The sequence below is a fragment of the Corynebacterium sp. genome (assembly GCF_030152825.1).
Classification (GTDB): domain Bacteria; phylum Actinomycetota; class Actinomycetes; order Mycobacteriales; family Mycobacteriaceae; genus Corynebacterium.
Window position 1 is genome coordinate 1 of the sequence record NZ_JASLIP010000051.1, and the last position, 25,445, is coordinate 25,445.

General features: G+C 65.5%; 19 protein-coding genes and 1 tRNA gene. 11 read left to right on the top strand and 9 right to left on the bottom strand.

What is annotated here, in order from left to right; translation table 11 throughout:
* A partial coding sequence (locus tag Q1V78_RS06035) for an NADP-dependent oxidoreductase (RefSeq protein WP_300612678.1) occupies window positions 1-612 on the top strand: 612 nt, incomplete at its 5' end.
* Between the two features lie 49 nt (window positions 613-661).
* Here the strand turns inward: Q1V78_RS06035 and Q1V78_RS06040 are convergent.
* Window positions 662-735: transfer RNA gene (locus Q1V78_RS06040), tRNA-Leu, on the bottom strand.
* A gap of 69 nt (window positions 736-804) precedes the next feature.
* Here Q1V78_RS06040 and polA point away from each other — a divergent pair.
* The gene (polA, locus tag Q1V78_RS06045) at window positions 805-3,444 is read left to right on the top strand and encodes a DNA polymerase I (protein ID WP_300612680.1); all 2,640 of its coding nucleotides are present in this window, start codon (window positions 805-807) and stop codon (window positions 3,442-3,444) included.
* A 120-nt stretch (window positions 3,445-3,564) separates the two neighbouring features.
* Here polA and Q1V78_RS06050 read toward each other — a convergent pair whose 3' ends face one another.
* Complete coding sequence (locus Q1V78_RS06050) at window positions 3,565-4,596, bottom strand: DUF368 domain-containing protein (protein ID WP_300612682.1); 1,032 nt, start codon at window positions 4,594-4,596, stop codon at window positions 3,565-3,567.
* Window positions 4,597-4,705: 109 nt separating this feature from the next.
* Here Q1V78_RS06050 and Q1V78_RS06055 point away from each other — a divergent pair, with 109 nt between their 5' ends.
* The 3 genes from Q1V78_RS06055 to Q1V78_RS06065 all read left to right on the top strand — a co-directional run bounded on the left by Q1V78_RS06055 (window position 4,706) and on the right by Q1V78_RS06065 (window position 8,360).
* On the top strand, window positions 4,706-5,842 hold the full coding sequence (locus Q1V78_RS06055; protein WP_300612684.1) for an isocitrate/isopropylmalate family dehydrogenase: 1,137 nt from the start codon (window positions 4,706-4,708) through the stop codon (window positions 5,840-5,842).
* A gap of 81 nt (window positions 5,843-5,923) precedes the next feature.
* On the top strand, window positions 5,924-7,384 hold the full coding sequence (rpsA, locus tag Q1V78_RS06060; protein WP_012360388.1) for a 30S ribosomal protein S1: 1,461 nt from the start codon (window positions 5,924-5,926) through the stop codon (window positions 7,382-7,384).
* 121 nt (window positions 7,385-7,505) lie between these two features.
* Window positions 7,506-8,360, top strand: a complete 855-nt coding sequence (locus Q1V78_RS06065) for an EamA family transporter (protein ID WP_300612687.1) — start codon at window positions 7,506-7,508, stop codon at window positions 8,358-8,360.
* On the opposite strand, the gene Q1V78_RS06070 is transcribed toward Q1V78_RS06065, so the two are convergent.
* The 3 genes from Q1V78_RS06070 to Q1V78_RS06080 form a co-directional block, all read right to left on the bottom strand.
* Window positions 8,325-8,906, bottom strand: coding sequence for a DUF421 domain-containing protein (locus tag Q1V78_RS06070; protein WP_300612689.1), 582 nt, complete (start codon window positions 8,904-8,906; stop codon window positions 8,325-8,327). The two genes, Q1V78_RS06065 and Q1V78_RS06070, sit on opposite strands and share 36 nt — an antisense overlap.
* A 199-nt stretch (window positions 8,907-9,105) precedes the next feature.
* The gene (locus Q1V78_RS06075) at window positions 9,106-10,017 is read right to left on the bottom strand and encodes a MaoC/PaaZ C-terminal domain-containing protein (protein ID WP_300612691.1); all 912 of its coding nucleotides are present in this window, start codon (window positions 10,015-10,017) and stop codon (window positions 9,106-9,108) included.
* A 50-nt stretch (window positions 10,018-10,067) separates the two neighbouring features.
* Complete coding sequence (locus Q1V78_RS06080; protein ID WP_300612693.1) at window positions 10,068-11,426, bottom strand: 3-oxoacyl-ACP reductase; 1,359 nt, start codon at window positions 11,424-11,426, stop codon at window positions 10,068-10,070.
* A gap of 287 nt (window positions 11,427-11,713) precedes the next feature.
* On the opposite strand from Q1V78_RS06080, the gene Q1V78_RS06085 reads away from it, so the two are divergent.
* A complete protein-coding gene (locus Q1V78_RS06085) occupies window positions 11,714-13,030 on the top strand; it encodes an acetyl-CoA C-acetyltransferase (RefSeq protein ID WP_300612695.1) in 1,317 nt (438 codons plus the stop codon).
* A gap of 105 nt (window positions 13,031-13,135) precedes the next feature.
* On the opposite strand, the gene Q1V78_RS06090 is transcribed toward Q1V78_RS06085, so the two are convergent.
* Entirely contained in the window at window positions 13,136-14,428 is a 1,293-nt protein-coding gene (locus Q1V78_RS06090) for a DUF4185 domain-containing protein (protein WP_300612697.1), read from the bottom strand.
* Window positions 14,429-14,479: 51 nt separating this feature from the next.
* Here Q1V78_RS06090 and Q1V78_RS06095 point away from each other — a divergent pair, with 51 nt between their 5' ends.
* The 4 genes from Q1V78_RS06095 (at window position 14,480) to Q1V78_RS06110 (ending at window position 18,116) form a co-directional block, all read left to right on the top strand.
* Window positions 14,480-14,818: a hypothetical protein gene (locus tag Q1V78_RS06095; RefSeq protein WP_300612699.1), complete on the top strand. Its 339-nt coding sequence runs from the start codon at window positions 14,480-14,482 to the stop codon at window positions 14,816-14,818.
* 10 nt (window positions 14,819-14,828) lie between these two features.
* Entirely contained in the window at window positions 14,829-15,437 is a 609-nt protein-coding gene (coaE, locus tag Q1V78_RS06100; RefSeq protein ID WP_300612701.1) for a dephospho-CoA kinase, read from the top strand.
* 101 nt (window positions 15,438-15,538) lie between these two features.
* Window positions 15,539-17,671: an excinuclease ABC subunit UvrB gene (gene uvrB / locus Q1V78_RS06105; protein WP_300612703.1), complete on the top strand. Its 2,133-nt coding sequence runs from the start codon at window positions 15,539-15,541 to the stop codon at window positions 17,669-17,671.
* Between the two features lies 1 nt (window position 17,672).
* Window positions 17,673-18,116, top strand: coding sequence for a universal stress protein (locus tag Q1V78_RS06110; RefSeq protein WP_300612705.1), 444 nt, complete (start codon window positions 17,673-17,675; stop codon window positions 18,114-18,116).
* Between the two features lie 216 nt (window positions 18,117-18,332).
* On the opposite strand, the gene Q1V78_RS06115 is transcribed toward Q1V78_RS06110, so the two are convergent.
* From Q1V78_RS06115 to Q1V78_RS06125, 3 genes are all read right to left on the bottom strand, one after another.
* Complete coding sequence (locus tag Q1V78_RS06115) at window positions 18,333-20,717, bottom strand: AAA family ATPase (RefSeq protein ID WP_300612707.1); 2,385 nt, start codon at window positions 20,715-20,717, stop codon at window positions 18,333-18,335.
* A gap of 21 nt (window positions 20,718-20,738) precedes the next feature.
* Complete coding sequence (locus Q1V78_RS06120; RefSeq protein WP_300612709.1) at window positions 20,739-21,464, bottom strand: DoxX family membrane protein; 726 nt, start codon at window positions 21,462-21,464, stop codon at window positions 20,739-20,741.
* Window positions 21,465-21,567: 103 nt separating this feature from the next.
* Window positions 21,568-22,251: an MBL fold metallo-hydrolase gene (locus Q1V78_RS06125; RefSeq protein WP_300612711.1), complete on the bottom strand. Its 684-nt coding sequence runs from the start codon at window positions 22,249-22,251 to the stop codon at window positions 21,568-21,570.
* A gap of 106 nt (window positions 22,252-22,357) precedes the next feature.
* Here Q1V78_RS06125 and uvrA point away from each other — a divergent pair, with 106 nt between their 5' ends.
* Window positions 22,358-25,210 carry an excinuclease ABC subunit UvrA gene (uvrA, locus tag Q1V78_RS06130; protein ID WP_300612713.1) on the top strand — a complete coding sequence of 951 codons (2,853 nt, stop codon included), beginning with the start codon at window positions 22,358-22,360 and terminating at the stop codon, window positions 25,208-25,210.
* Window positions 25,211-25,445 lie beyond the last annotated feature (235 nt).

Consider the following 25,445-nt stretch of genomic DNA (forward strand, 5'->3'; position numbering starts at 1 on the left):
GGACTGACCGCTTATGTGGGGCTTACCCGCATCGCGGAGATCAAGGAGGGGGACGTGGTCTTCGTGTCCGGGGCTGCCGGTGCCGTGGGTTCGGCGGTGGGCCAGTTCGCCCGCCACCTGGGTGCGTCTCGCGTGATCGGATCGGCAGGCAGCGAGGAAAAGGTTGCTCGGCTCAAGGAGCTGGGCTTCGACGCTGCCATCAACTACCGCGAGGGTGACCTGGTTGGGCAGCTGCGGCAGGCCGCGCCCGAGGGGATCGACGTCTACTTCGATAACGTCGGCGGCGATCACCTGGAGGCAGCCATTGGTCGCATGAATACCTTCGGTCGCGTCGCGCTCTGTGGCGCGATTGCCCAGTACAACGACACACAGCAGCCGGCCGCGCCGCGCAACCTTGCGCTCGCGATCGGCAAGTGCCTGACCCTGCGCGGCTTCGTGCTGGGGCAGTACCTCGACGTAGCGGGCGAGTTCCGGGAGCGGATGGCCCCGCTGATCGCCAGCGGTGAGGTTCAGTATGACGTCACGACCCGTCACGGCATCGAGGCCATGCCTCAGGCTTTTCTCGAGCTCTTCACCGGCGGCAATACCGGGAAGATGGTCGTCGAAATGTAGAAAACCCGCTGCGGGCCGGAGTTTCACCAGGCCACAGCGGGGGTAAAAGTGCCCCCGGTGAGACTCGAACTCACACTGGACGGGTTTTGAATCCGTTGCCTCTGCCAATTGGGCTACGGGGGCGCAATAGGTCAAAGCATACGGTAGCTCCCAGGTGGGCACAAAACAGCGCGTGGGTAGCCGTTCAGTAGGATGGCGGGCATGACAACCGGTGGTAAATCTGAAGAAACCCTGCTCCTGCTCGACGGGCATTCCCTGGCCTTCCGGGCCTTTTACGCCCTCCCGGCGGCCAACTTCTCGACGACTGGCGGGCAGCACACCAACGCCGTCTACGGATTCCTGGGGATGTTCCTGGGGCTGGTGGAACAGGAAAAGCCCACCCATATCGCCGCCGCCTTCGACCTTTCGGGCCCGACCTTCCGCGAGGCGGAGTTCCCCGAGTACAAGGCCCAGCGTCCGTCCACCCCGCCGGAGTTCAAGGGCCAGATCGAGCTGATCCGCGAGACGCTGAAGGCCCTCGGCATCACCACCTTGGATAAGGAGAGCTACGAGGCGGATGACATCATCGCCTCACTGGCCACCCAGGGCCACGACGCGGGCATGAACACCCTCATCTGCACCGGTGACCGCGACTCCCTGCAGCTCGTGGAGGACGACATCACCGTCCTCTACACCCTGCGCGGGGTCTCCGAGCTCCACCGCTTCACCCCGGAAGCCGTGGAAGAGAAGTACGGCGTGACCCCGAAGCAGTACCCGGACCTCGCAGCACTCCGCGGCGATACCTCGGACAACATGCCGGGCGTGCCGGGCGTGGGACCAAAGACCGCCCAGAAGTGGATCCAGAAGTACGGTTCCCTGGACGGCGTCATCGAGAACATGGACGACATCCGCGGCAAGGTAGGCGAGAACCTGCGCGCCTATGTCGCAGACATCCAGCTGGCCCGGAAGATCACCGAGATGGTCCGGGACCTGGACATGGTGGACAGCCTGGATTCGCTGAAGCCGGCGGACATCGACCCGAACGACGCGCTGTCGATCTTCGAGAAGCTGCAGTTCGGCACCACGCTGCGCAACCGCACCTTCCGCACCCTCGGGGTGGAGTTCGAGGACACCGCGAGCATCCCCATCACCGAGGAAGAGCTGGCACCCGGCAAGCTGGCCAACTGGCTGAAGAAAAACGCTGCCTATCAGGAGGGCCGCGACGCGGTCGCCGAGGCGCTCGCCGTGGATATCGAGGGCGAGACGCTCGGCCTGCTCAGTGCGGAAAATAAAGGCTTAAAGCTTGACCTCGCAGCCCTGCACGAGAAGGACGAACAGGTGCTGCGAACCTGGCTCGCTGACCGCGGGGCACCGAAGTGGTTCCACGATTCCAAGCAGAGCTTCCACGCGTTGCGCCAGCAGGGTTTCGCCCTCGACGGGGTGGAACACGACACTTCCGTGGCTGCTTACCTTGTTCGCCCGGACCTGCGCAGCTGGTCGCTGGGGGACGTACTGCAGCGCCATGCGGGCCGCGACCTGCCCGAGAACTCGGGCAGCCTGGAGCGCGCCCAGGCCGTTCGCGAACTCGTGGGGATCATGAACCAGGAGCTCGCGGAGGCCGGCCAGGCCGAGCTCTACTTCTCCATGGAAGTGCCCCTGACCCACATCCTCGCGGAGATGGAGGCCCGTGGCATCGAGGTGGATAAGGCCGCCCTCGAGGAGCTCGCCGCCGATTACGAAGCCCAGATCGCCGACGAGGTCACCGCCGCCCGCGAACTCGCCGAGGACGATCAGCTCAACCTCTCCAGCCCCAAGCAGCTGCAGAAGGTGCTCTTCGAGGACTTCGGCCTGCCGAAAACCAAGAAGACCAAGACCGGGTACTCGACTGCCGCCGCGGAGCTGGAGAAGCTTCAGCAGCAGACCGAGCACCCCTTCCTTAATCACCTCATGGCGCACCGCGAGTACCAGAAGATGAAAAGCACCATCGACGGTCTCATCAATGCCATCGACGGCGACGGCCGCATCCGTACCACCTTCAACCAGAAGGGCGCGGCAACCGGCCGACTGTCGTCCTCGGAACCGAACCTGCAGAACATCCCCGTGCGCACGGAAGCGGGCCGCAAGATCCGCTCCGCCTTCCGCGTTGGCGAGAGCTACGAGACGCTGCTGACCGCCGACTACTCGCAGATCGAGATGCGCGTCATGGCGCACCTTTCCGAGGACGCCGGCCTCATCGAGGCCTACCGGGCGGGCGAGGACCTGCACAACTACGTCGGTTCCCGAGTCTTCGACGTCCCGGTGGACGAGGTGACTCCGGAGCTGCGCCGTCGCGTCAAGGCTCTCAGCTATGGCCTGGTTTACGGCCTCTCCGCCTTTGGTCTCAGCCAGCAGCTGGGCATTAGCCCGGGTGAGGCCAAGGGGATCATGGAGAACTACTTTGACCGCTTCGGTGGCGTGAAGCGCTACCTGGACAAGGTCGTCGAGGCGGCTAAGGAGACCGGCTACACGGAGACGCTTTACGGTCGCCGTCGCTATCTGCCGGAGCTAGCCAGCTCGAACCGTGTCGCCCGGGAGAACGCGGAACGCGCCGCGCTCAATGCGCCGATCCAGGGTACGGCCGCGGACATCATCAAGCTCGCGATGCTGCGGGTTGATCGCGCGCTGCGCAACGCGAATCTGAAGTCCCGGGTTTTGCTGCAGGTCCACGATGAGCTCGTCCTGGAGATCGCACCTGGTGAGCTTGAGCAGATTCAGCAGTTGTTGGAGGAGAACATGGATTCGGCCGCCAGCCTGCGGGTTCCCCTGGATGTCTCCGCCGGGCACGGCGAGAACTGGGATCTCGCCGGGCACTAGCCTTCGCCGCAGCGCTCTCGCTGCATGATCGCAGCGTGCGTGCAAGGTCACGCTCACAGCAATGCGAAACCCCACGCTGTTCGGTCACCGTGGGGATGTTTCGTCTTATTGCAGGAGCCCTTAGGCCTTCGCGGTCGCCTCGGCCTTGTCGCTCCCGAAGCGCCGCTCCGCGACCACCATCGCGGCCACCACCGCGGCGCCCAGCACAAACAGCCCGATCGCGCCACCGACGTTCTCGTCCGGTGCGAGCAGGCCCGCGGAGTCATCCTGCCACGGCCACAGCGCGCGCAGGCTTCCCAACAGCAGACCAGCCATCGCGGCCAGCGTGACGGTGCGGTGCTCGCTGAGCATCTTCTCTAGCAGGCGCACGAAGAGCACGATGCCTGTCAGCGCGCCGAGGGCGAAGATGCCCAGGTAGGTGAAGTTCCGCTCGTCCACAGCACCCAAGGTGGCCTCGTAGAGGCCGACCGCCAGCAGGAAGAAGGAGCCAGACACTCCCGGCAGCACCAGCGCACAGATCGCGACCGCCGCGGCGAGGAAGACGATGAGCAGGTTCGGGTCACGCTGCGTGGTGCTGGTGAACCCCGTGGCCCAGAACGTCAGCACCGCGACGATGCCCATGATCGGCAGCACCTTTGCCCAGCTGGCCGAGGAGCTCTTCCAGTCGATCATCAGCAGCGGCACGGCAATGGAGACCACCACCATGCCGAGGAACAGCGAGCGCGCCGCGATCGGCTGATTGGCCACGAAGTCCTTCATCGGGCCCGCCATGAGCACCACGATCAGTCCCATGCCGATGAGCATCGGGATCAGTAGCCACCAGTCCACGTCGCGGAAACGCTGGCCCGCCTTCGCCCGGTCCTTCGGCAGGGTTTTCACCCCGTCGAGGAAGACATTGGCGTTGTAGAGCACTCGCTCGTACACGCCGGTCACCAGAGCGATCGTGCCGCCGGACACGCCCGGCACGAGCTCGGCGAGGCCGATCAGGCCGCCGCGAATCGCGTTGAGGATGATCGTGAGCGCGGAGGGCTTGGTCTTGTCAAAGCTCACGCCGCTGGAGCTGCCGGCCGTGCTGGCCGGGGCCTGCTCCGATGCTGCGGAGTGCGAAGAGTAATCAGTCACCCGAGGTACTTTACGGCCGTTTCCCTGCAAAAGACACCAGGCACGCTGGGTTTATTTCAGGACGTCAGGTTCGGGCAACGCGCAAGAATAATGCAAAGACCCTGTGCTCGCCTGGTCTGCGAGTCCTAGGGTGGAGGGCATGGCTAATACAGAAAATTGTCGTCTCGGAGTCTGGCAGGGCGAGGGTATCGGCCCTGAGATCGTCGCCCCAACGGTGCGGGCGGTGGAGCTTGCGCTGCAGGCCAGTGGGGAAGCGGTGCCGCAGTTTGTGCCGCTGCTGCTGGGCCGCGAGGCGATCGACGCCACCGGCCGGGTCGTGCCGGAGGAGACGTGGGAGACCATCACCGGCCTGGACGGCTGGGTCTTGGGGCCTCACGATAATGTGTCCTATCCGGCGAGTGCGGCGGGCCAGCTCAACCCCTCGGCTCATCTGCGCACAAAGGGGGACCTGTGGGCGAATATCCGCCCGGTGCGCGGCGTGCCGGGGGCGGTGCATCCGGACCTGGATGTGGTCATCGTCCGGGAGAACACCGAGGGGATGTACGCTGACCGCAACATGCTGGTGGGTAGCGGCGATATCACGGTCAACGGGGAGGTCTCCCTGGCGATCGGCGTTTTCACGCAGACCAAGATTCGCCGCATCGTCCGTCGCGCTGCCGCCATCGCCGCCGCCCGCGACGGGGTGCTGACGGTGGCGCACAAGTCCAACGTCCTACCCGAGACCTCGGGCCGCTACGTCAGCGAGGCGCAGGCCTGCGCGGAAGAGTTCGGGGTCGAGGTCCAGCCGGTGCACATTGACGCCCTGTGCGCGGAGCTGGTGACCCGCCCGCAGCGCTATGCCACGATCGTGGCCGAGAACATGTTCGGCGATATCTTGAGCGACCTGGCCGGCGGGCTGGGCGGTTCGCTGGGCATCGCGGGCAGCATCAATGCCAGCGAGTCACAGGTCATGGCCCAGGCCGCGCACGGTTCCGCCCCGGATATCGCGGGCCAGGGGATCGCCAACCCGGCGGGCATCATGAACTCTGCCGCGCAGATGCTCGACTCGTTGGGATATCCGCAAGCTGCGGAGCTCCTGGAAGGCGCGGTACGCGAGGCCGTGATCAAGGCGCCGACCGCGGATCTGCTCCGCGAAGCGCCTGCCACCGCCCCCGAGCCCGAAACCGCTGGGGCTCATGATTCCGCTGTGGCGAGTGGGGCGGAAGGTGCGTCCCGTCCCGCCACGACCGAGGAGTTTGCAAAACAGGTGTTTGTGCAGCTAAAGCCTCTCGTGTAACCTTCAGTACGTTACGCGTCGAAAGGCGCAGTTTGACCCTGTCCATTCCTATTTGATTTCCGTTTCGGAGAACACTTCCATATGCCAACCAACAACGTCCCTCAGGTAGCCATCAACGACATTGGCTCCGCTGAGGATTTCCTCGCCGCCGTCGATGAGACCATCAAGTACTTCAATGATGGCGATATCGTCGAGGGCACCATCGTCAAGGTCGATCACGACGAGGTCCTGCTGGACATCGGCTACAAGACCGAGGGCGTAATCCCGTCCCGTGAGCTGTCCATCAAGCACGACGTCGACCCGAATGAGGTTGTCGAGGTTGGCGACGAGATCGACGCTCTGGTCCTCACCAAGGAGGACAAGGAGGGTCGCCTGATCCTGTCCAAGAAGCGTGCCCAGTACGAGCGCGCTTGGGGTGCCATCGAGCAGCTCAAGGAGAATGACGAGCCGGTTACCGGTACCGTCATCGAGGTCGTCAAGGGCGGCCTGATCCTGGACATCGGTCTGCGCGGCTTCCTGCCGGCTTCCCTCGTCGAGATGCGTCGCGTCCGCGATCTGCAGCCGTACATCGGCCAGGAGATCGAGGCCAAGATCATCGAGCTGGACAAGCACCGCAACAACGTCGTGCTGTCCCGCCGTGCATACCTGGAGGAGACCCAGTCCGCGGTCCGCTCCGAGTTCCTGCACCAGCTGCAGAAGGGCCAGGTCCGCAAGGGCGTCGTGTCCTCCATCGTCAACTTCGGTGCATTCGTTGACCTCGGCGGCGTTGACGGCCTGGTCCACGTCTCCGAGCTGTCCTGGAAGCACATCGACCACCCGTCTGAGGTTGTCACCGTCGGCGACGAGGTCACCGTCGAGGTTCTGGACGTCGACCTGGACCGCGAGCGCGTCTCCCTGTCCCTGAAGGCAACGCAGGAAGACCCATGGCGCGTCTTCGCCCGCACCCACGCGATCGGCCAGATCGTTCCGGGCAAGGTCACCAAGCTGGTTCCGTTCGGCGCATTCGTCCGCGTCGAGGAGGGCATCGAGGGGCTGGTTCACATCTCCGAGCTGGCCGAGCGCCACGTCGAGGTTCCGGACCAGATCGTCAACGTTGGCGAAGAGGTCATGGTCAAGGTCATCGACATCGACCTCGAGCGTCGTCGTATCTCCCTGTCCCTGAAGCAGGCTGACGAGGACTTCACCGAGGAGTTCGACCCGTCCAAGTACGGCATGGCCGACTCCTACGACGAGCAGGGCAACTACATCTTCCCGGAGGGCTTCGACCCGGAGACCAACGAGTGGCTCGAGGGCTTCGACGAACAGCGTGAGGCTTGGGAGGCTCGCTACGCCGAGTCCGAGCGTCGCCACCGTCTGCACGCAGCTCAGATCGAACGCCACCGCGCCGCAGCTGCAGAGGCTGCTGCTAACGGCGAGGGCGGCTACTCCTCCGAGTCCGGCGCCGAGACCAAGGCTGCCGAGGCCCCGGCTGAGGACGCTGGCACCCTGGCTTCCGACGAGCAGCTGGCTGCTCTGCGCGAGAAGCTGGCCGGCGGCGAGTAAAGCGCACTACCCGGCTCCGGCGGAGTTGAGGCAAGTTCGCTAGAGCGCTGAAAGCAAGGGCCCGCACCGTATGGTGTGGGCCCTTTTTCGTGTCTGGGGGCGGTTGGATAGGATCAACGGCATGTTCGGATCGCTTTCTCACCAGGGCTCTTCCCGTGTGCTGCCGCCGGCGATCATGGCGGTTTCCGGTCTCTCGCTCTACGTGGGCGCAGCGCTGGCCGTGGGGCTATTCGATCACTTCCCACCGGTGGTGGTGGCTTGGTTCCGCATCGCCACGGCAGGTCTTATCCTCTGGGCTTTCTTCCGGCCGCGAGCGAGTTCCTTTATCGGCCGCCCGGCGCTCATCGCTACCTTCTTTGGCGTGGCCGCGATGGCGATGAACATGACCTTCTACATGGCTATCCAGTCCATCCCGCTGGGCTCGGCCGTGGCGATCGAGTTCATCGGGCCGGTGATTGTTGCGGCCTGGGGGTCGAGGCGACTGCGTGACTGGCTGGCCCTCGGTTTCGCCATCGCTGGCGTGCTGGTGATTTCCGGGGCTCAGTGGTCAGCTGAGGCCAGCGGCATCCTGTGGGCGCTGGCAGCGGGCGTGTTCTGGGCAGGCTATATCCTGCTTGGTGCCAAGATTTCCTCCAACGCGGATACCTCCAAGTCCTCGCTGGCGGTGGGCTTCACCTACGCCGGTGTCCTTGGCCTTCCCCTGGCCATCTGGCTGTGGCCAGAAAACCTCGCGATGGCCGCACCGACGATCATCGGGCTCGCCGCGGGCCTGGGGCTGCTGTCTGCTGCGATCCCTTATTCCCTGGACCAGGTGGTGCTGAGGCTCGCGGGCTCGTCGCTGTTCGCGCTTCTGCAGGCCGTACTCCCGCTCGTAGCGACTCTGGTGGGGGCGGTGGCGCTGAAGCAGTGGATCAGCCTCACGGAGATGGCCGGTATTGCCCTAGTGATTCTCGCGATCGTGCTGCGTAAACCCTGAGGGCAGGCCCGCGACCCCGCGCAGCATCTCCGGGTCGATCACGATGCCGGCTTTGTAGACGGTCATCTCGCCGGTGGGCTCCAGAATGATGAGTTGGACGTCGGCCGGGCTTGCCACTCCGGCGCGGCGCATGACCATCCGCAGGTCATCCCGGGAGACGTGGGTGCGGCGCAGCTGCCGGTCCAGGTACTGGCCGTGCGCGAAGACGGCCTGGGGGTCCTCGTCGAAGACGCGGCTCACGGCGTTGGACTTCCGCGCCGCGCCGAAGATCGCCTCCAGCAGCATGAGTGTGAACAGCCCGATCGCCCCCGCGGCAAGGGTCGGCGGGTGCCCGATGACCACGCGGCCCGAGACCGCGCCGAACATGACTAGGACGACTGTGTCGAAGGCATTCATCTTCGTCATGATGCGGACGCCGAACAGCCGCACGAGGATCAGGAAGAAGAGGTAGATCGCCAGCGCCGAGAGGACGACGATGGGGATGCGGGCTGGGTCGATCGTGATTTGCTCGTAGAAGGCCTGCTGTACCTGCTCCATGCTGATCATGTTAGTCCGCACCCCACCGTGGATTGCGCACCCACCCGTGTTTTTGCGCGCCTAGTGAATTCTCGCTGCACGGGCTAGACATATTGTCGCCGCTTCAGCCAGCTGGACGGTGTTTATGGACGGGCCGCCCCGACAAGGCTTTCGGCCAGCCCGCGTAGAAACGCGAACTGGCCGAAAGGGGAGTGCTACAGCGAGCGGCTTAGAGCTGCTCGATTTTCGCCACTGCGTGGACGGTGTCCAGCTTGGACGCCTTGCGCAGCTGGATGTCCCAGTCGCCGTTGGCAGCCTTCTGGGTGAAGACCGCGACGGTGGCCGGCAGGGTCACCGGCTTAGCGAACTGCACCGTGTAGCGCGCTGCGGACGGGATCTCGCCCTCCAGTGTGGCGAGCAGGCGCGCCGCGGACCACATGCCGTGCGCGATGACCGCCGGGAAGCCGAAGGCCTTCGCACCCACGCCGGAGACGTGGATCGGGTTCTTATCGCCCGAAGCCTCCGCGTAGTCCTTGATCTGGGACGGGGTGACCCGCACATTCGCGGTCGGGCGCGGATCCGCCAGCTCGGTGATCGGCAGGATCACGCCGTCGGTCTTCTCGCCACCTGCCAGCGGGGAGGAGCTGGAGAGCTTCGCACCCTTGGCCAGGAAGCCGGAGACCTGGCGCCACACGACCTCGCCGCCCGAGGCGATCTCGGTGACCAGGTCGATGAGCAGACCCTTGTTGTGCTCGCGCAGGTTCTCGGCGTGGACCTTGATGTCCAGCACGTCGTCGACCGTCAGCGCGCGCTTCTGTTCGATGACGTTATTCAGGTGCACCGCACCCACAGCGCCGAACGGGAAGTCCGGAGCCGTCAGGACCTTCATCACGATGGGGAAGGAGAGCACGTACGGGTAGGTCAGCGGCAGCTCGTTGGTCAGCCGCAGATCCGTCGCGCTGCAGTACGCCGCGAGGTGCGGAACGTCGATCTTCACGCCGCGGACCTCGAACGCGGTCTTCGGGTTGTCCTTCGCAGAGCGCGTGGACCCGACGACCGGCAGAATGTCCTTGACTGCGTTCCGGTACTCGTCCATGAGCGCCGGAATTTTGGGCAGTTCCTTGTAGGAAACCTCAGCCACAGGAACCTCCTTTAAGAAGTTGAAAAGATGTCAGCGGGGCAGGGCTTTGTTTACGCACCCAGCAGGGACTGGCCACAGACGCGAACCACGTTGCCGGTCACCGCGTTGGATGCCGGTGCCGCGAAGTAGGCTATGGTCTCTGCGACGTCGATGGTCTGGCCACCCTGCTGCAGGGAGTTCATGCGACGGCCGGCCTCGCGGGTCGCGAACGGGATGGCGGCGGTCATCTGGGTTTCGATGAAGCCCGGTGCCACGGCGTTGACGGTGATGTTCTTGTCCGCCAGCTTCTCGCTGAAGGTGTTGACCAGGCCGATGACGGAGGCCTTGGTGGTGCCGTAGTTGGTCTGGCCACGGTTACCGGCGATGCCCGCGATGGAGGACACGCCGATGACGCGGCCGTTGTCGTTGAGGCCACCGTTGGCGATCAGGCCCTCGGTGATGCGAATCGGGGCGATGAGGTTCACGGCCATGACGGCGTTCCAGCGTGCGTCGTCCATGTTGGCGAGCAGCTTGTCGCGGGTGATACCGGCGTTGTGGACGATGATGTCGATGCCCTGGCCGAAGCGAGCCTCGGCGTGCTCCTTGAGCTTGTCGGCAGCATCCGGGGCGGTGACGTCCAGCGGCAGGGAGGTGCCCTTGACGCGATTGGCGGTCTCAGCCAGGCCGTCGCCGGCCTGCGGGACGTCCACGCAGATGACCTTCGCGCCGTCGCGAGCCAGGACCTCGGCAATCGTGGCGCCGATGCCGCGGGCAGCACCGGTGACGACGGCGACCTTGCCCTCAGAAGGCTGGTCCCAGTTTGCCGGTGCGGTGGCTGCGGTGTCGTCGACGCGGATGACCTGGGCGTCGACGTAGGCGGACTTGCCGGAAAGCAGGAAGCGCAGGGTGGACTCCAGGCCGGTGAAGTCGCCGGAGAGCTTCGGGCTGACGTAGACCAGCTGGGCGGTCGCGCCGCGGCGCAGCTCCTTGGCGACGGAGCGGCTGAAGCCCTCGAGGCCACGCTGGGCGATGGCCTCGTCGGTGGACTCGGCAAGCTCCGGGGTGGTGCCGAGCACGACAATGCGGCCGTTCGGGGCGAGCTTGCGCATCACTGGGTTGAAGAAGTCGAAGAGCTGGTGGAGCTCCTCTGGCTTGGTGATGCCGGTCGCGTCGAAGACGAAGGCGGCGTACTTGCTGTCACCGGAGTCGCGGGTCAGGTCGTAGTCCGCATCCAGCAGGGAGGTGACCGGGTCGATCAGGCGGCCCTGACCACCGACGAGCACGAGGCCCGGCAGTGCTGCCTCGCCGGCCTTGTAGCGGCGCAGCTTTTCGGGCTTCGGCAGGCCGACCTTGTCAGCCAGGAAGCTGCCGAACGGGGACTCAATGAACTCGCCGTAACGGTCGGAGTGCTGGGAGGAAGTCTTAGACACTTATTCTCCTTCGGGTTGTCGCTTTCCGGTCTTCACGTCACGTTAACTTGCTGCGCGCTGGATGCACCCTTCTGACGAGGCGCGGGCTAGCGAGCACAGCGGGCTGACCGGAAAGATTTTTAAGAACGTGACTTCAACTCTACGGTGTCGGGGGTCACACTGAGGGTGAAATCTAGTGAAATTATTTTTATATTTTCGTTTTCTGCCCCAGGCCCCAGCACGTCTCTATAGTCGGTTGGGAGACGCACAACTTTGGTGCACATTCTAGAGACGGAGTGAAAACCATCATGACGAACGGTAACCAGAAGAAGGTCGCCATCCTCGGCGGCAACCGCATTCCTTTCGCCCGCTCCAACAAGGAGTACGCGGACGCATCCAACCAGGACATGCTCACCGCGGCCATCGAGGGCCTCGTCGCCCGCTACGGCCTCCAGGACGAAGAGCTCGGCCTGGTCACCGGTGGTGCGGTTCTGAAGCACTCCCGCGACTTCAACATGGTTCGCGAGGTTGTACTGGGCTCCTCCCTGGCCAACAGCACCCCGGCCATGGACATGCAGATGGCCTGTGGCACCGGCCTGGCCGCCATCGTCGCCGTCGGCGACGCCATCCGCGCGGGCCGCATCGAGTCCGGCATCGGCTCCGGCGTGGACACCACCTCCGATGCCCCGCTGGCGGTAGGCGACCAGCTGCGCAAGACCCTCATCAAGCTGACCCAGGCCAAGACCACCCAGCAGCGTCTGAAGCTGGTCGGCTCCATCCGCCTGGCCCAGCTGGCACCGGATCAGCCGGGCAACGGCGAGCCGCGCACCGGCCTGTCCATGGGTGACCACGCTGCGATCACCGCCCGCGAGATGAACATCACCCGCGAGGAGCAGGACGAGTTCGCCGCGACCTCCCACCAGAACCTGGCCAAGGCTTATGACGAGGGCTTCTTCGAGGACCTCATCACCCCGTACCTCGGCGTGCAGCGCGACACCAACCTGCGCCCGGACTCCACCCCGGAGAAGCTGGCCAAGCTCAAGCCGGTCTTCGGCAAGCGCGACGCGGCACAGCACGGCACCACCGCCACCATGACCGCCGGTAACTCCACCCCGCTGACCGACGGCGCGTCCGCCGTCCTGCTCTCCTCCGAGGAGTGGGCCAAGGAGCGCAACCTCCCGGTCCGCGCCTACCTGGTGGACTCCGAGGTCGCGTCCGTGGACTTCCTGCACGGCCACGACGGCAAGACCCCGGACGGCCTGCTGATGAGCCCGACCTACGCCGTCCCGCGCATGCTGGAGCGCAACGGCCTGACCCTCCAGGACTTCGACTTCTACGAGATTCACGAGGCCTTCGCCTCCCAGACCCTGGCCACCCTGAAGGCTTGGGAGTCCGAGGAGTACTGCCGCGAGCGCCTGGGCCTGGACAAGCCGCTGGGTGCGATCGACCGCTCCAAGCTCAACGTCAAGGGCTCCTCGCTGGCCGCTGGCCACCCATTCGCCGCAACCGGTGGCCGCATCATCGCCACCACCGCGAAGCTGCTCGAGGAGAACGGCGGCGGCCGCGCACTGGTCTCCATCTGTGCAGCAGGTGGCCAGGGCATCGTCGCCATCGTCGAGCGCTAAGCCAGCTGCGCCGATAGCGAAAGAGAAGGCGCCCCGCGGCGGAGGGTTCTCCTCGCCCGCTGGGCGCCTTTGGCGTGCTCAGACTATGAGCGCTAACAGATGCTTCTACTGGAACACGCGACCCAGGTCGGTCTTGTACACGACCGGGTTGTAGTCCTTCCACGTCGTGGCCACCCAGTACAGGTTCTCATCGACCTGGTGGGGGAACATGAACGCGCCGTAGAGGTCGCCGATCTGAGCGCGAGAGACCAGCGTCCTCGGCGCGCTCCACGGCCCCTCCGGAGAGGCGGCCTTCCGAATCACCACGCCCTGCGGCGCCTCGTAGAGTGCGAGCCAGGCATCCTGTTCCGGGTGGTACATCACCGAGAGCTCGGAGACCCTGCCGTCCAGCACGGGAGCGGCGTCCGACATGGTGCGGCTCCAGCCGCTGCCGGTGTAGAACTCTGCGTCGGAGTGAGCCGCAGCACCGGGGAAGAGGGCGAAGCTGTCCTTCGGGAAGCGGGCGAGCCGGGCCTGCCCTGAACGCCCGTTGGGGGTGCCGTAAACGTAGACATACGGGTCGTTGCTCTCTGCTGGAGGTGCGGCGAAGGCCGTCATCTGGAAGTTCTCCGCGCCGCGCACGTGGGCCGGCAGCGTTGGCAATTTATCGCTGCTGGAGGGGCTGGTGTTCGTTCGCTTGGAGCCCTCCATCACGGTCCAGGTCTTAGCTCCGTCGGTGGACTTGGCGGTGGCCGCGTAGTTGGTGGTCCAGTTTCCGGGCGTTCCCCACTTCTTCACGGACATGAAGTCCACATACTGCACGCCGTCGATCGCGATGCCGGAGGTCGGGATGACCGTCATCTCTACGCCGTCGATCTTCAGCGAACGCGGGAGGAACTCGTCCGAACGATCCCCATTGACCGGCCGGGTCAGGTGAATGCCGTTGGAGGGGTCGCGGTCATCCGATTCGAAGATCGCATTCGAATGCCAGCCGTCCCCGCGGGGGCCGCAGCTGAAGGAGTCCCCAAACACAGCGAGCGTGCGTCCGTCACCGGCGTCCCACATGAAGCCCAGGTCCGTGCTGGCCAAGCCGAACTTGGAGAGCTGATCGGGGCCGTTGGGGCCGGTGAGGATGTGCATGGCCGTGGTATGGCCGGTCAAAGCGGGCATGCCACCGGGGATGCCCTTCAACCACGAGGGAGCCGAGGAACCCGAGGAGCTGCCGCTGGAGCCCAGGGCGGCCGCCGTGTCGGAGCTGCTGGGCGACCAGGCCGAGCACGGCCCAGCGGCGTGCGCGGCGCCAGCGGAGCCGACCATCACCGAGAAGGAGGACGTGGCGAGGGTGGCGACCAGCAACGCCGTCCTGGTCCCACTGCGGGCGAAAGAGGAAGGGCTGCGATGTCCGGAGAGAACAGTCATGGTGTTAATTCAATCACAACGGGGATCTTCAAGTGATGTAGCTTTAGGGGCATGAATCTTTTTCGGAAACGCGCCACCATTGCGCTGGCTGCAGCTCTCGCTCTCTCGGCAGGTTTCGGTGGCGGGGTAGCCCCGGCGGGGGCCGAGCAAGCCCAACCACTCCCAGACATCGAGCGTCCCACTGCGAGCTCGGGCGGATCCTTGATGCTCAACCCGAAGAACTGCAAGAAGCTCAAGTCCGAGTCGGACAAGATTTCTGAGCAGTGGCAACAGGCCGTGGCCGAAGGTGATTTTTACACGGCTAATCAGCTGCGCGTGGACTACACCAACGTGACCGTCTCGTGGGCACAGTGCCTGCAGGCAGCTAATCGTCTGCTCCTGAGCTCTTAGGATCGAAGCAATGTTTCTCATCGGACTCACCGGCGGCATCGGCTCCGGGAAATCCACCGTCGCCAGCCGGCTGAAGACCCTCGGCGCCCGGATCGTCGACGCCGATAAGATCGCCCGCGAGATCGTCGAACCCAGCGAGCCAGCCCTCGCGGAGCTGGCCGAGGCCTTCGACGGGGTGCTCAACGCGGACGGCACCCTCAACCGTGCCGAGCTCGCCCGCCAGGCCTTCGCCGCCCCGGAGGCCACCGAGAAGCTGAACTCCATCACCCACCCCCGCATCCGGGAACGCACCCTCGAGCGTTTCGCCCAGGCCCGCACTGAGGACGTGCCGGTGCTGGTCTACGACATGCCGCTGCTCATCGAGAACGGCGAGTACAAGAAGATGGACCACGTGCTCGTCGTCGACGCGGAAGACGAGATCCGTATCGACCGCCTGGTCAACTCCCGTGGCCTGGACGAGGAGGACGCCCGCCGCCGGATCGCGGCCCAGATCAGCCGCGAGGAGCGGCTTGCCGCCGCGGACTCCGTGGTGGATAACTCCGGCACCCGGGATCAGCTCCTGCAACAGGTCGACACCTTCTGGGAGCAGGTCGTCGCCCCGCGGCTCGCAGCGCAGTAGCCCCGCGGCGAGGCCGGCAAAAACCGCGCCTAGACCAGCTCTAGCGCTGCGGCCAGGTCGCCCGGTGGCTGCCGACCACGCGGGCTGCCTAGGATAGACACATGGCTTTTGCAGCAGAGCGTCCCGAGCTGTCCTACTCCGAATTCCGCCCCGTGGGGGAGGTCGAGCGCAGCGATGCCAAATTCGAGGTCATCAGCGAGTACGAACCCGCGGGCGACCAGCCAGCCGCCATCGCGGAACTCGATGAACGGCTGAACCGCGGCGAACGCGACGTCGTCCTCATGGGCGCGACCGGTACGGGTAAGTCGGCGACCGCAGCCTGGCTGATCGAGCAGCAGCAGCGCCCCACCCTGGTCATGGCGCCGAACAAGACCCTCGCCGCGCAGCTGGCCAACGAGCTGCGCTCCCTGCTGCCGAATAACGCGGTGGAGTACTTCGTTTCCTACTACGACTACTACCAACCCGAGGCCTATATCGCGCAGACCGATACTTATATCGAGAAGGACTCCTCGATCAACGACGACGTCGAGCGCCTGCGTCACTCCGCGACCTCCGCGCTGCTGTCCCGCCGCGACGTGGTCGTCGTCAGCTCGGTGTCCTGCATCTACGGCCTGGGTACCCCGCAGTCCTACCTGGACCGCTCCGTCGTCCTTCGGGTGGACGAGGAAGTCGACCGCGACCAGTTCCTCCGCCTGCTCGTGGACATCCAATACGACCGCAACGACGTCTCCTTCACCCGCGGTTCCTTCCGCGTGAAGGGGGACACGGTGGACATCATCCCCGCATACGAGGAGCTCGCCGTCCGCGTCGAGTTCTTCGGGGACGACGTCGACGCGCTCTACTACATCCACCCGCTGACCGGCGACGTGATCCGCGAGGTGGATGAACTGCGCATCTTCCCGGCCACCCACTACGTCGCCGGGCCGGAGCGCATGGAGAAGGCGATGCAGGCCATCCGGGAGGAGCTTGCGGAGCGCCTGGAGGACCTGGAGAACCGCGGCAAGCTGCTGGAGGCGCAGCGACTGCGGATGCGCACGGAGTACGACCTCGAGATGATCCAGCAGGTGGGCTTCGCCAGCGGCATCGAGAACTACTCCCGGCACATCGACGGCCGACCCGCCGGCAGCGCCCCGGCGACGCTGATCGACTACTTTCCAGAGGACTTCCTCACCATCATCGACGAGTCCCACGTGACGGTGCCGCAGATCGGCGGCATGTTCGAGGGCGACATGTCCCGCAAGCGCAACCTGGTCGAGCACGGTTTCCGCCTGCCGAGTGCGCTGGATAACCGGCCGCTGACCTGGGAGGAGTTTGACGACCGCAAGGGCCAGTGCGTGTACATGTCCGCCACCCCGGGTGATTACGAGATCGCCGCGGCGCAGGGCGAGTTCGTGGAGCAGGTGATTCGCCCGACGGGCCTGGTGGACCCGAAGGTGGAGGTGCGCCCGACGGAGGGGCAGATCGACGACCTCATCGGGGAGATCCGCGAGCGCACGGACAAGGACGAGCGCGTGCTCGTCACCACCCTCACCAAGCGCATGGCCGAGGACCTCACCGACTACCTGCTGGAACACGGCGTGCGGGTGCGCTACATGCACTCGGATATCGACACCCTCAAGCGCGTGGAGCTGCTGCGGCAGCTTCGCCTGGGCGAGTTCGACGTGCTGGTGGGAATCAACCTGCTGCGCGAGGGACTCGACCTGCCGGAGGTCTCCCTGGTCGCGATCCTGGATGCGGATAAGGAGGGCTTCTTGCGCTCCACCCGCTCTCTGATCCAGACGATCGGCCGTGCCGCCCGAAACGTCTCCGGTGAGGTCATCATGTACGCCGATAACGTCACCGAGTCGATGAGCAACGCGATCGACGAGACTGAGCGACGCCGGGCGAAGCAGATCGCCTATAACGAGGAACACGGCATTGACCCACAGCCGCTGCGCAAGAAGATCGCGGACATCCTGGACCAGGTCGAGGAATTCTCCGAGGGCTACGGCGAGCCGGGCAGCGAGGTGGCGGGCTCCACGTCGACCGGCGTGGAGGGGGACATGGCCACCTTCGGCCGGGCGGAGGACCGCGGCGACATGGCCCGACCACAGCTGGAGAAGCTCATCGAGGACCTCACCGCGCAGATGAAGGAAGCCGCCCGGGAGCTGAAGTTCGAGCTGGCCGGCCGGCTGCGTGATGAAATTGCGGACCTGAATAAGGAACTTCGGGGCATGAAGGAAGCTGGCCTATAGAATGGGGAGCATGTTCTCAAAGATCGTCGTTGGCACTGATGGCTCGAAATCCTCCCACCTCGCCGTCCGGCGTGCGGCGGGAATCGCAGCGGCTTTTGGATCGGAGCTGGTGCTCGCGTCGGCGTACTTCGCCAAGGAGGCTGATGCCCAGGCCTCGCGCCGGGACGAGTCCTCGCCGGTCGTGGGGGACGAGCACGCCGAGGAGGTGCTGGGTTCCGCGATGGAGGTCGCCCGCGAGGAGGGCGCCGAGAAGGTGCGTGCCGTGCTGCGGGAGGGCGCCCCGGTGGACGCGCTCATGGCCGTGGTGACCGAAGAGGATGCCGATTTGCTCGTGGTGGGGAACCGGGGGATTAACTCCCTGACCGGGCGCTTGCTCGGCTCGGTTCCGGCTGATGTGGCCCGCCAGTCCGACTGCGACGTGATGATCGTCCACACCGTCGGCTAAGTCGGAGCCCTAGGAGCGTTGCGCTGAAGCGCTAGCGTCGGACTCGTCGAAAGCGCGCTGACGTTAGGGCAAGGTAGTGAAGAACCCCGCGGAAGATTTTCCGCGGGGTTCACTTAATTGTGAGGTGTGCCTACCGGAAGGGGTAGCTTTTCTACACTCCCGCCTTAGAGACCGGTTGTGGGGGTCTAGTTTTAGAAGATTCGGCGACCCTCGTTCTTATCCCTGGTCCCAGGGCAGCGGCTGGTCCGCGAACACGCTCAACCCCTGGGTCGCACGGGTGATCGCAACGTAGAGGTCCTGCAGCCCCTGCGGGGAGGCGGCGACGATCGCTGCGGGCTCGATGAGCACGACCTCGTCGAACTCCAGCCCCTTCGCCTCGGCGGTGCTGACTACGAGCACCTCAGCATCGACGCTGGACTGGTCCGCGCCCGGAGCCTCCCCCAAGGTCTCGGCCACCGTCTCGCGCGCCCAGTCCAGGTCCGCATCGCTGGCGATGATCCCCACTAGGCCTTCGCCGGCCCGCCGCGCGATCTCGGGCAGCGCACCCGCCAGCTCCGCCCGCGACGCATAAGCCACGCCCGTGCCGGTGCCGCGCAGTGCGAGTGCGGGTTCCTGGTCCTCGGCGATGTCGGGGAGCAGCTGATTGGCTACATCCGCGATGTCCTGCGGCGTGCGGTAGTTTACGCTGAGTTCCTTGAGCTCCCAGCGATCTGCCACATAAGGGGCCAGGGTCTCGCCCCAGGAAGCCACGCCCGCCGGGTTGCCCGTCTGCGCCGGATCACCCACCACGGTCATCCAGCGGTTGGGGGAGCGGCGGAAGATCATCCGCCAGTCCATCTCCGAGAGCTCCTGGGCTTCGTCCACGATCACGTGCCCGAAGGCCCAGCGCAGATCCTGGGCGGCACGCTGCGCCGTGCTGCGGGCGTCGCGCACCCGCTGGCGACCAGCCAGCTGCTCGGCGTCGATGACGTCATAGGCCATGAGGATCTCCGGGGCGAAGCCATCGTCCAGGTCCTGGGTCGCCGAGCCCGTGAGGATGTCCAGCGCGTCCTGAGCCTCCGCGATCTTCGCCAGCCACTCCTCGCGTTCCGCCTTCTCCGCCGCCTCGTCGTCAACGATGCCCAGCATGTCCGCCAGCTCGTCGAGCAGTGGCGCATCCGCGGCTGTCCACAGGATCTGGCCGCCGTCCAGCTCCACCGGCGGGGTGGCCTGCAGGCCACGGATCGTGTCCTCGTCGTACTCCGCAGCGATCTCTTCGGCGCGGTCGTACAGGCCGGCTAGCACCTCCTCGGGCGTCAGCTCCGGCCAGAACTCGTCCAACGCTGCCATCACCGCGGGCTCCTCGCGCAGGTCATCGCGCAGGCTCGCCCGATCCTCCGCGGTCAGCAGATTCTCCCCGCCGAGCGGGTCCCGACCGATCGTCTCTGCCAGCGCATCCGCCAGCGAAGCGATCGCATGGTCCACGAACAGCGGCCGGGCCTGGTTGTGGGGCTTGTGGCTGCGTCGCGCCCGGGTGCGGGCGGCGCGCACCATCTTCGGGCTCAGCTCCACGGCCACGCCATCCACCATGAAACCGCGCGGCTCCTCCGGCACCTGCTGCCAGGACTGCACCGCCAGCTTCAGGATGTGCAGCATCTCGGCACTGCCCTTGACCTCCCGGGCCAGCAGGCTCGGCTCGGGGCGCGTTTGCACTCCCGGCAGCAGCGTGCCCGGGGTTGCCAGCACCACGCCGGTCTCGCCCAGGGAGGGCAGAACCTGCGAGATGTAATCCAGGAAGCGCGCATTCGGCCCCACGATGAGCACACCCGTCTTCGCGAGCTGCTCACGCCACGTGTACAGCAGGTAGGCCGCGCGGTGCAGCGCGACCGCGGTCTTCCCGGTCCCCGGCGCCCCCTGGACGACGGTGACGGAGCGGTGCTCGCTGCGGATAATGGCGTCCTGTTCCGCGGCGATGGTCTCCACGATGTCGCCCATCCGCGTGCTTCGGGCCGCGTTCACCGCATCCAGCAGCGCGGCCTCCTGAGCCACCCCGCCCGCCGCGGACGTCGTCTTTTCCGTTAAGGACGCCTGGTCCTCGCCGCGGGTGGTGAGTCTTTCATCGGCGACGTGGGTCACTCGCCGTCCGCGGGTCTTGATGTGGCGGCGCAGATGCACCCCATCCGGGTGCAGGGTGGTGGCGAGGTAGAAGGGTCGGGCCATCGGTGCGCGCCAGTCCATCAGCAGGGTGCGCATCTCGTCATCGCGGGTGTGCAGCCCCAGCCGGCCGATATAGCGACGATCCAGATCGGGGGAGCCGGGCACCGGATTCTCCGGCTCCTCATCGGCCACGTCGATGCGGCCGAACATCAGCCCGATCTCCGCGATGGAAAGGTTATCCAGTCGCTGCGAGATGTCCTGGATCTCGCGGTCGCGGCGCATCAGCCCCTGCGGATCATCGATGTCTGCTGTGGCGCGGACTTTGGCCAGTCGCTTCTTCAGCGTGGCGGTCGTGACGTCCACTTCGGCCAGCAGGTCATCGAGGTGGTCCTGCTCGCTCGTGATGGCCTCGGGGAGCGAGCGGTCGGCATCATTCGGGTTGCCGCTAGATGCGGGGCTGGTCAATCTACCTCCGGTGCAACGGGCTTACTTGAGCTTCTTTGCCTTCTTCTTGGCCTTCTTGGACAGGCCCTTCGTGCTGTCCTGCAGCTCCTCAGCAAAGGTCTCAGCATACGCGCTCGCCTGATCGCGCACCTGGTAGGCGGTGTCGCGCCACTCGTCGGAGTGCTCGTCGACGTAGTCGCTCACAGCGCTTGCCGCGGAGGAGATGCTGTCCGAGGCCTCAGAGGCCAGCTCGCGGGCTTTCTCGGAGAAGTCGCTGGCGTAGCCCTGCGCGGTGGCGAGCATCTCCTGCTGCTGGGACTTACCCGGCAGAGCCTGCTGCGCGCGCCAGGCCAGGCCCGGCTTGCCTGCCGTGTCCTCGGCGGCGATCAGCAGACCACCCAGCAGGCCGACGTCCGCCAGGAGCGTAGTCAGCTGGGTCTTCTGGCCACCCCTGCCGGCCACGGTCTTGATGTCGTGGCGGGTCAGGATCGCAGGCAGGTGTGCGGCTGCGAGTGCTGCGGCAGCCAGGCGAGGTGCCTTACCGCGGGCCAGCAGGGCAGCGGCGGCGATCTTGGTGCCACCGGCGATGCGGACGTTGGTCTCAGCGTCGCGTGGCAGCAGTGCAGCGGCCTGCGGTGGCAGAACCTTGCGCAGGGTGCTGGTCACAACCTCGGCGTTCTTCGCGTGATTCTGCGGGCTTTTCACCATCTGGACACCATCGGCGATGAATGCCGAAGCCATCAGGGGACGGGCGATCTTGCGAAGCATGAAGACTCCTTCGGTGTGGGTAGCAAGATAGCTGGAGTTTTATCCAGCGTTAGGGGATCAAGTCTACGCGAGTGGCCGGGCGCCAGCTGCGTGTTTCGCGGGATTACCAGCCGCGCTCGGCCCACTCTTCGACGTGGGGTGCCTCATCGCCGACGGTGGTGCTGTCACCGTGGCCGGGGTGCAGCCGGGTGCCATCAGGCAGGCTGAAAACCCGCTGCGTGACGTCCGAAAGCAGCTGTTGGAACTCCTCCGGCGAGTTCGTCTTGCCAACCCCGCCTGGGAACACGCTATCCCCGACGAACATGCGCGGGGCGTCCTCCGGCAGCTCCGCGTGCACGGCGATGCCGCCCGGGGTGTGACCACGCAGCTCCACTGCCGTCATCTTCAGCTCTGAGCAGTTACCCGCCAGGCGCAGCAGCTCCGGGGTGCCGTCGTCGTTGCCGTAGACCTCATCGGCCGGGGCTGGCAGGTTGGCGGCTTCCTTGCGCGGCGCGTGGTGGCGCGCGCCCGTCGCCGCCAGGACCTCCTCCAGCGCCTGCACGTGGTCGCCATGCTGGTGTGTGGTGAGGACGTCGGTGATGGTCACCCGCAGCTGATCCGCCAGAGCCAGGATGTGCTCGGCGTCCGCTGCCGCGTCGATGAGCAGCGCGTGCCCGCCGCTGGCGACGAGGTAGACGTTGTTATCCATCTCGCCGACTGAGGTCCGCGCCACGATCGTGGCATCGGTGGAAATAATCTCGACATCTCGGGGGTTGGAAAGATGTCCGAACTCACTGACCTGTGACATATGCATGAACTCGAGCATATCTACTTGTCGTACAGTGGGAATGAACTCAAGCTGAGCCCGCGCCAACCAGGCGCGGCCCAGTGTCTCAAGCCAAACAGGAGGACGAGTGGCAGAGAAGCTTTTGGTCCGCGGTGCACGCGAGCACAACCTCAAGGGGGTGGACCTCGAGCTGCCGAGGGACAAAATGATCGTCTTCACGGGGCTGTCCGGCTCCGGGAAGTCCTCGTTGGCCTTCGACACCATCTTCGCCGAGGGGCAGCGGCGCTACGTCGAGTCCCTGAGCTCCTATGCCCGCATGTTCCTCGGTCGCCTCGACAAGCCGGACGTCGACTTCATCGAGGGCCTCTCGCCGGCGGTCTCCATCGACCAGAAGTCGACCAACCACAACCCGCGGTCCACCGTGGGCACCGTGACCGAGATCTTCGACTACCTGCGCCTGCTCTTCGCCCGCACCGGCACCCCGCACTGCCCGAAGTGCGGCGAGGTGATCCAGCGGCAGACCCCGCAGGAAATCGTGGACCAGATCATGGCCATGGAGCCCGGCACCAAGTTCCAGGTGCTCGCGCCGGTCGTGCGCACCCGCAAGGGCGAGTTCGTCGACCTCTTCGAGGAGCTCGCCGCCGAGGGCTACGCCCGCGTTAGGGTCGACGGCGAGGTCTACCGGCTCACCGACCCACCGCAGCTGGAGAAGCAGGTCAAGCACGACATCGACGTCGTCATCGACCGCCTCCAGGTGAAGGAAAACCAGAAGCAGCGACTCACCGACTCCGTCGAGACGGCACTGCGCCGCGCGGACGGCGTCGTCGTTATCGAGTTCGTGGGCCTGGACGAAGATGATCCGAACCGTCAGCGCCGTTTTTCTGAGAAGATGGCCTGCCCTAATGGCCACGCCCTGCAGCTCGACGAGCTCGAGCCACGCGCCTTCTCCTTCAACTCCCCGTTTGGTGCCTGCCCGGCCTGCGACGGCCTGGGCACCAAGCTCGAGGTGGACGAGATGCTCGTCATTCCCGACGAGGACGCGCCGCTGAACAAGGCCATCGCCCCATGGACGTCCAGCCCGAACGCGCGCTACTTCGACAAGCTCATCACCGCGCTGTCCAAGGAGCTGGACATCGACCCGAAGACCCCGTGGTCGGAGCTGAACAAGGCCGAGCAGAAGGCCGTGTTGAAGGGGCACCCCACCCCGATCAGCGTGAGCTACAAGAACCGCTACGGCCGCCAGCGCCGGTACAACGCGCCTTTCGAGGGCGTGATGCCCTTCCTGAAGCGCAAGCTCGACCAGACCGATTCCGACTGGTCCAAGGATCGCTACCGCAGCTACATGCGCGAGGTGGCGTGCCCGACGTGCAAAGGTGCTCGCCTGAAGCCGGAGGTGCTGGCCGTGACCATCGCCTCGGGGGAGAAGGAGCTGTCCATCGCGGGTGTCTCCGATCTCTCCATCGCCGAGGCGAGCGAGTTCCTGGATAACCTCACGCTGAACAAGCGCCAGGAGATGATCGCCGGCGCGGTGCTGCGTGAGACGCAGGCACGCCTGAAGTTCCTGCTGGACGTGGGCCTGGACTACCTGGCCCTGTCCCGCTCGGCAGGCACGCTCTCCGGTGGCGAAGCGCAGCGCATCCGCCTGGCCACCCAGATTGGTGCGGGCCTGGCCGGGGTGCTTTATGTGCTGGACGAGCCGTCGATAGGTCTGCACCAGCGGGATAACGCCCGGCTGATCACGACCCTGGAGAATCTCCGCGACCTGGGTAACACCCTGATCGTCGTTGAGCACGACGAGGACACGATCCGCGCGGCGGACTGGCTGGTTGATATTGGCCCAAATGCTGGCGAATACGGCGGCCACATCGTCTACTCGGGCGAGCCGGAGGGCATCACGGATGCCGAGGGTTCGCTGACCGGCGATTACCTCGCCGGGCGCCGAGTCCTCGCGGTGCCGGAGTCTCGCCGAGAGATCGATAGTGAGCGGATGCTGACTATCCACGGGGCGCAGGAAAATAACCTCAAGAAGGTGGACGTGTCGATCCCGCTCGGCGTGATGACCTGCATCACCGGCGTGTCTGGTTCGGGCAAGTCCTCCCTCGTCAACGGCATTCTGGCGCGGTCGCTGGCTAATCAGCTCAACGGTGCCCGTCTGGTGCCGGGGCGCCACAAGAAGGTCAGCGGCCTGGATCAGCTGGACAAGCTCGTGCAGGTGGATCAGAGCCCGATCGGTCGCACACCGCGCTCCAACCCGGCGACGTACACCGGTGTCTTCGACCGGGTGCGCAAGCTCTTCGCGGAGACCACCGAGGCGAAGGTGCGCGGCTACACGGCCGGGCGCTTCAGCTTCAATGTCAAGGGCGGGCGCTGCGAAGCCTGCCGCGGCGACGGCACGCTGAAGATCGAAATGAACTTCCTTCCGGACGTCTACGTCCCCTGCGAGGTTTGCGACGGCGCCCGCTACAACCGCGAGACACTCGAGGTGAAGTACAAGGGCAAGAACATCGCCGAGGTACTCGACATGCCGATCTCCGAGGCCGCGGAGTTCTTCGAGCCCATCACGGCGATCGCCCGTTACCTCAACACGCTGGTGGATGTTGGCCTGGGCTACGTGCGCTTGGGTCAGGCGGCCACCACGCTGTCCGGCGGTGAGGCGCAGCGCGTGAAGCTCGCAGCCGAGCTGCAGAAGCGCTCCAACGGGCGGACGATTTACATCCTCGACGAGCCGACGACCGGCCTGCACTTCGAGGACATCCGCAAGCTCATGCTGGTCCTGCAGGGGCTGGTGGACAAGGGCAACACGGTGCTGATCATCGAGCACAATCTGGATGTCATCAAGTCCGCGGACTGGATCATCGACATGGGGCCGGAGGGAGGCTCGGGTGGCGGCACCGTCGTGGCCCAGGGAACCCCGGAGGACGTGGCGAAGGTCGACGGTTCCCACACCGCGACATACCTCGCGCCCATGTTGCCCGCCTAAGATCTGCGTGCTATATTCATAAGCACTACCGCTTGTCGTGTGTCGACAAGCTGCAAGTGGAGTTCTTTTTCTCCCACCTTAGACCGCCGTCACTGGCTGGGCTCGGGTCCAAAGCGAGACTTCTTCTCGCAGTCCCTTCCGTGCGATTGAAGGGGCTTTTATTTGGGCGCTTCGGCGCGGGGGATTTTCTAGGGCTTCACAAGCAGTTGCGGTAAAGATCACTTACTACTGCTAC

Bases quoted from the DNA above. Each gene is read 5' to 3' on its own strand.
- polA (WP_300612680.1), top strand. From the start codon at position 805: ATGGCGGGCATGACAACCGGTGGTAAATCTGAAGAAACCCTGCTCCTG.
- Q1V78_RS06055 (WP_300612684.1), top strand. From the start codon at position 4,706: ATGGCTAATACAGAAAATTGTCGTCTCGGAGTCTGGCAGGGCGAGGGT.
- rpsA (WP_012360388.1), top strand. From the start codon at position 5,924: ATGCCAACCAACAACGTCCCTCAGGTAGCCATCAACGACATTGGCTCC.
- Q1V78_RS06065 (WP_300612687.1), top strand. From the start codon at position 7,506: ATGTTCGGATCGCTTTCTCACCAGGGCTCTTCCCGTGTGCTGCCGCCG.
- Q1V78_RS06070 (WP_300612689.1), bottom strand. From the start codon at position 8,906: ATGATCAGCATGGAGCAGGTACAGCAGGCCTTCTACGAGCAAATCACG.
- Q1V78_RS06085 (WP_300612695.1), top strand. From the start codon at position 11,714: ATGACGAACGGTAACCAGAAGAAGGTCGCCATCCTCGGCGGCAACCGC.
- Q1V78_RS06090 (WP_300612697.1), bottom strand. From the start codon at position 14,428: ATGACTGTTCTCTCCGGACATCGCAGCCCTTCCTCTTTCGCCCGCAGT.
- Q1V78_RS06095 (WP_300612699.1), top strand. From the start codon at position 14,480: ATGAATCTTTTTCGGAAACGCGCCACCATTGCGCTGGCTGCAGCTCTC.
- coaE (WP_300612701.1), top strand. From the start codon at position 14,829: ATGTTTCTCATCGGACTCACCGGCGGCATCGGCTCCGGGAAATCCACC.
- uvrB (WP_300612703.1), top strand. From the start codon at position 15,539: ATGGCTTTTGCAGCAGAGCGTCCCGAGCTGTCCTACTCCGAATTCCGC.
- Q1V78_RS06110 (WP_300612705.1), top strand. From the start codon at position 17,673: ATGGGGAGCATGTTCTCAAAGATCGTCGTTGGCACTGATGGCTCGAAA.
- Q1V78_RS06120 (WP_300612709.1), bottom strand. From the start codon at position 21,464: ATGCTTCGCAAGATCGCCCGTCCCCTGATGGCTTCGGCATTCATCGCC.
- Q1V78_RS06125 (WP_300612711.1), bottom strand. From the start codon at position 22,251: ATGTCACAGGTCAGTGAGTTCGGACATCTTTCCAACCCCCGAGATGTC.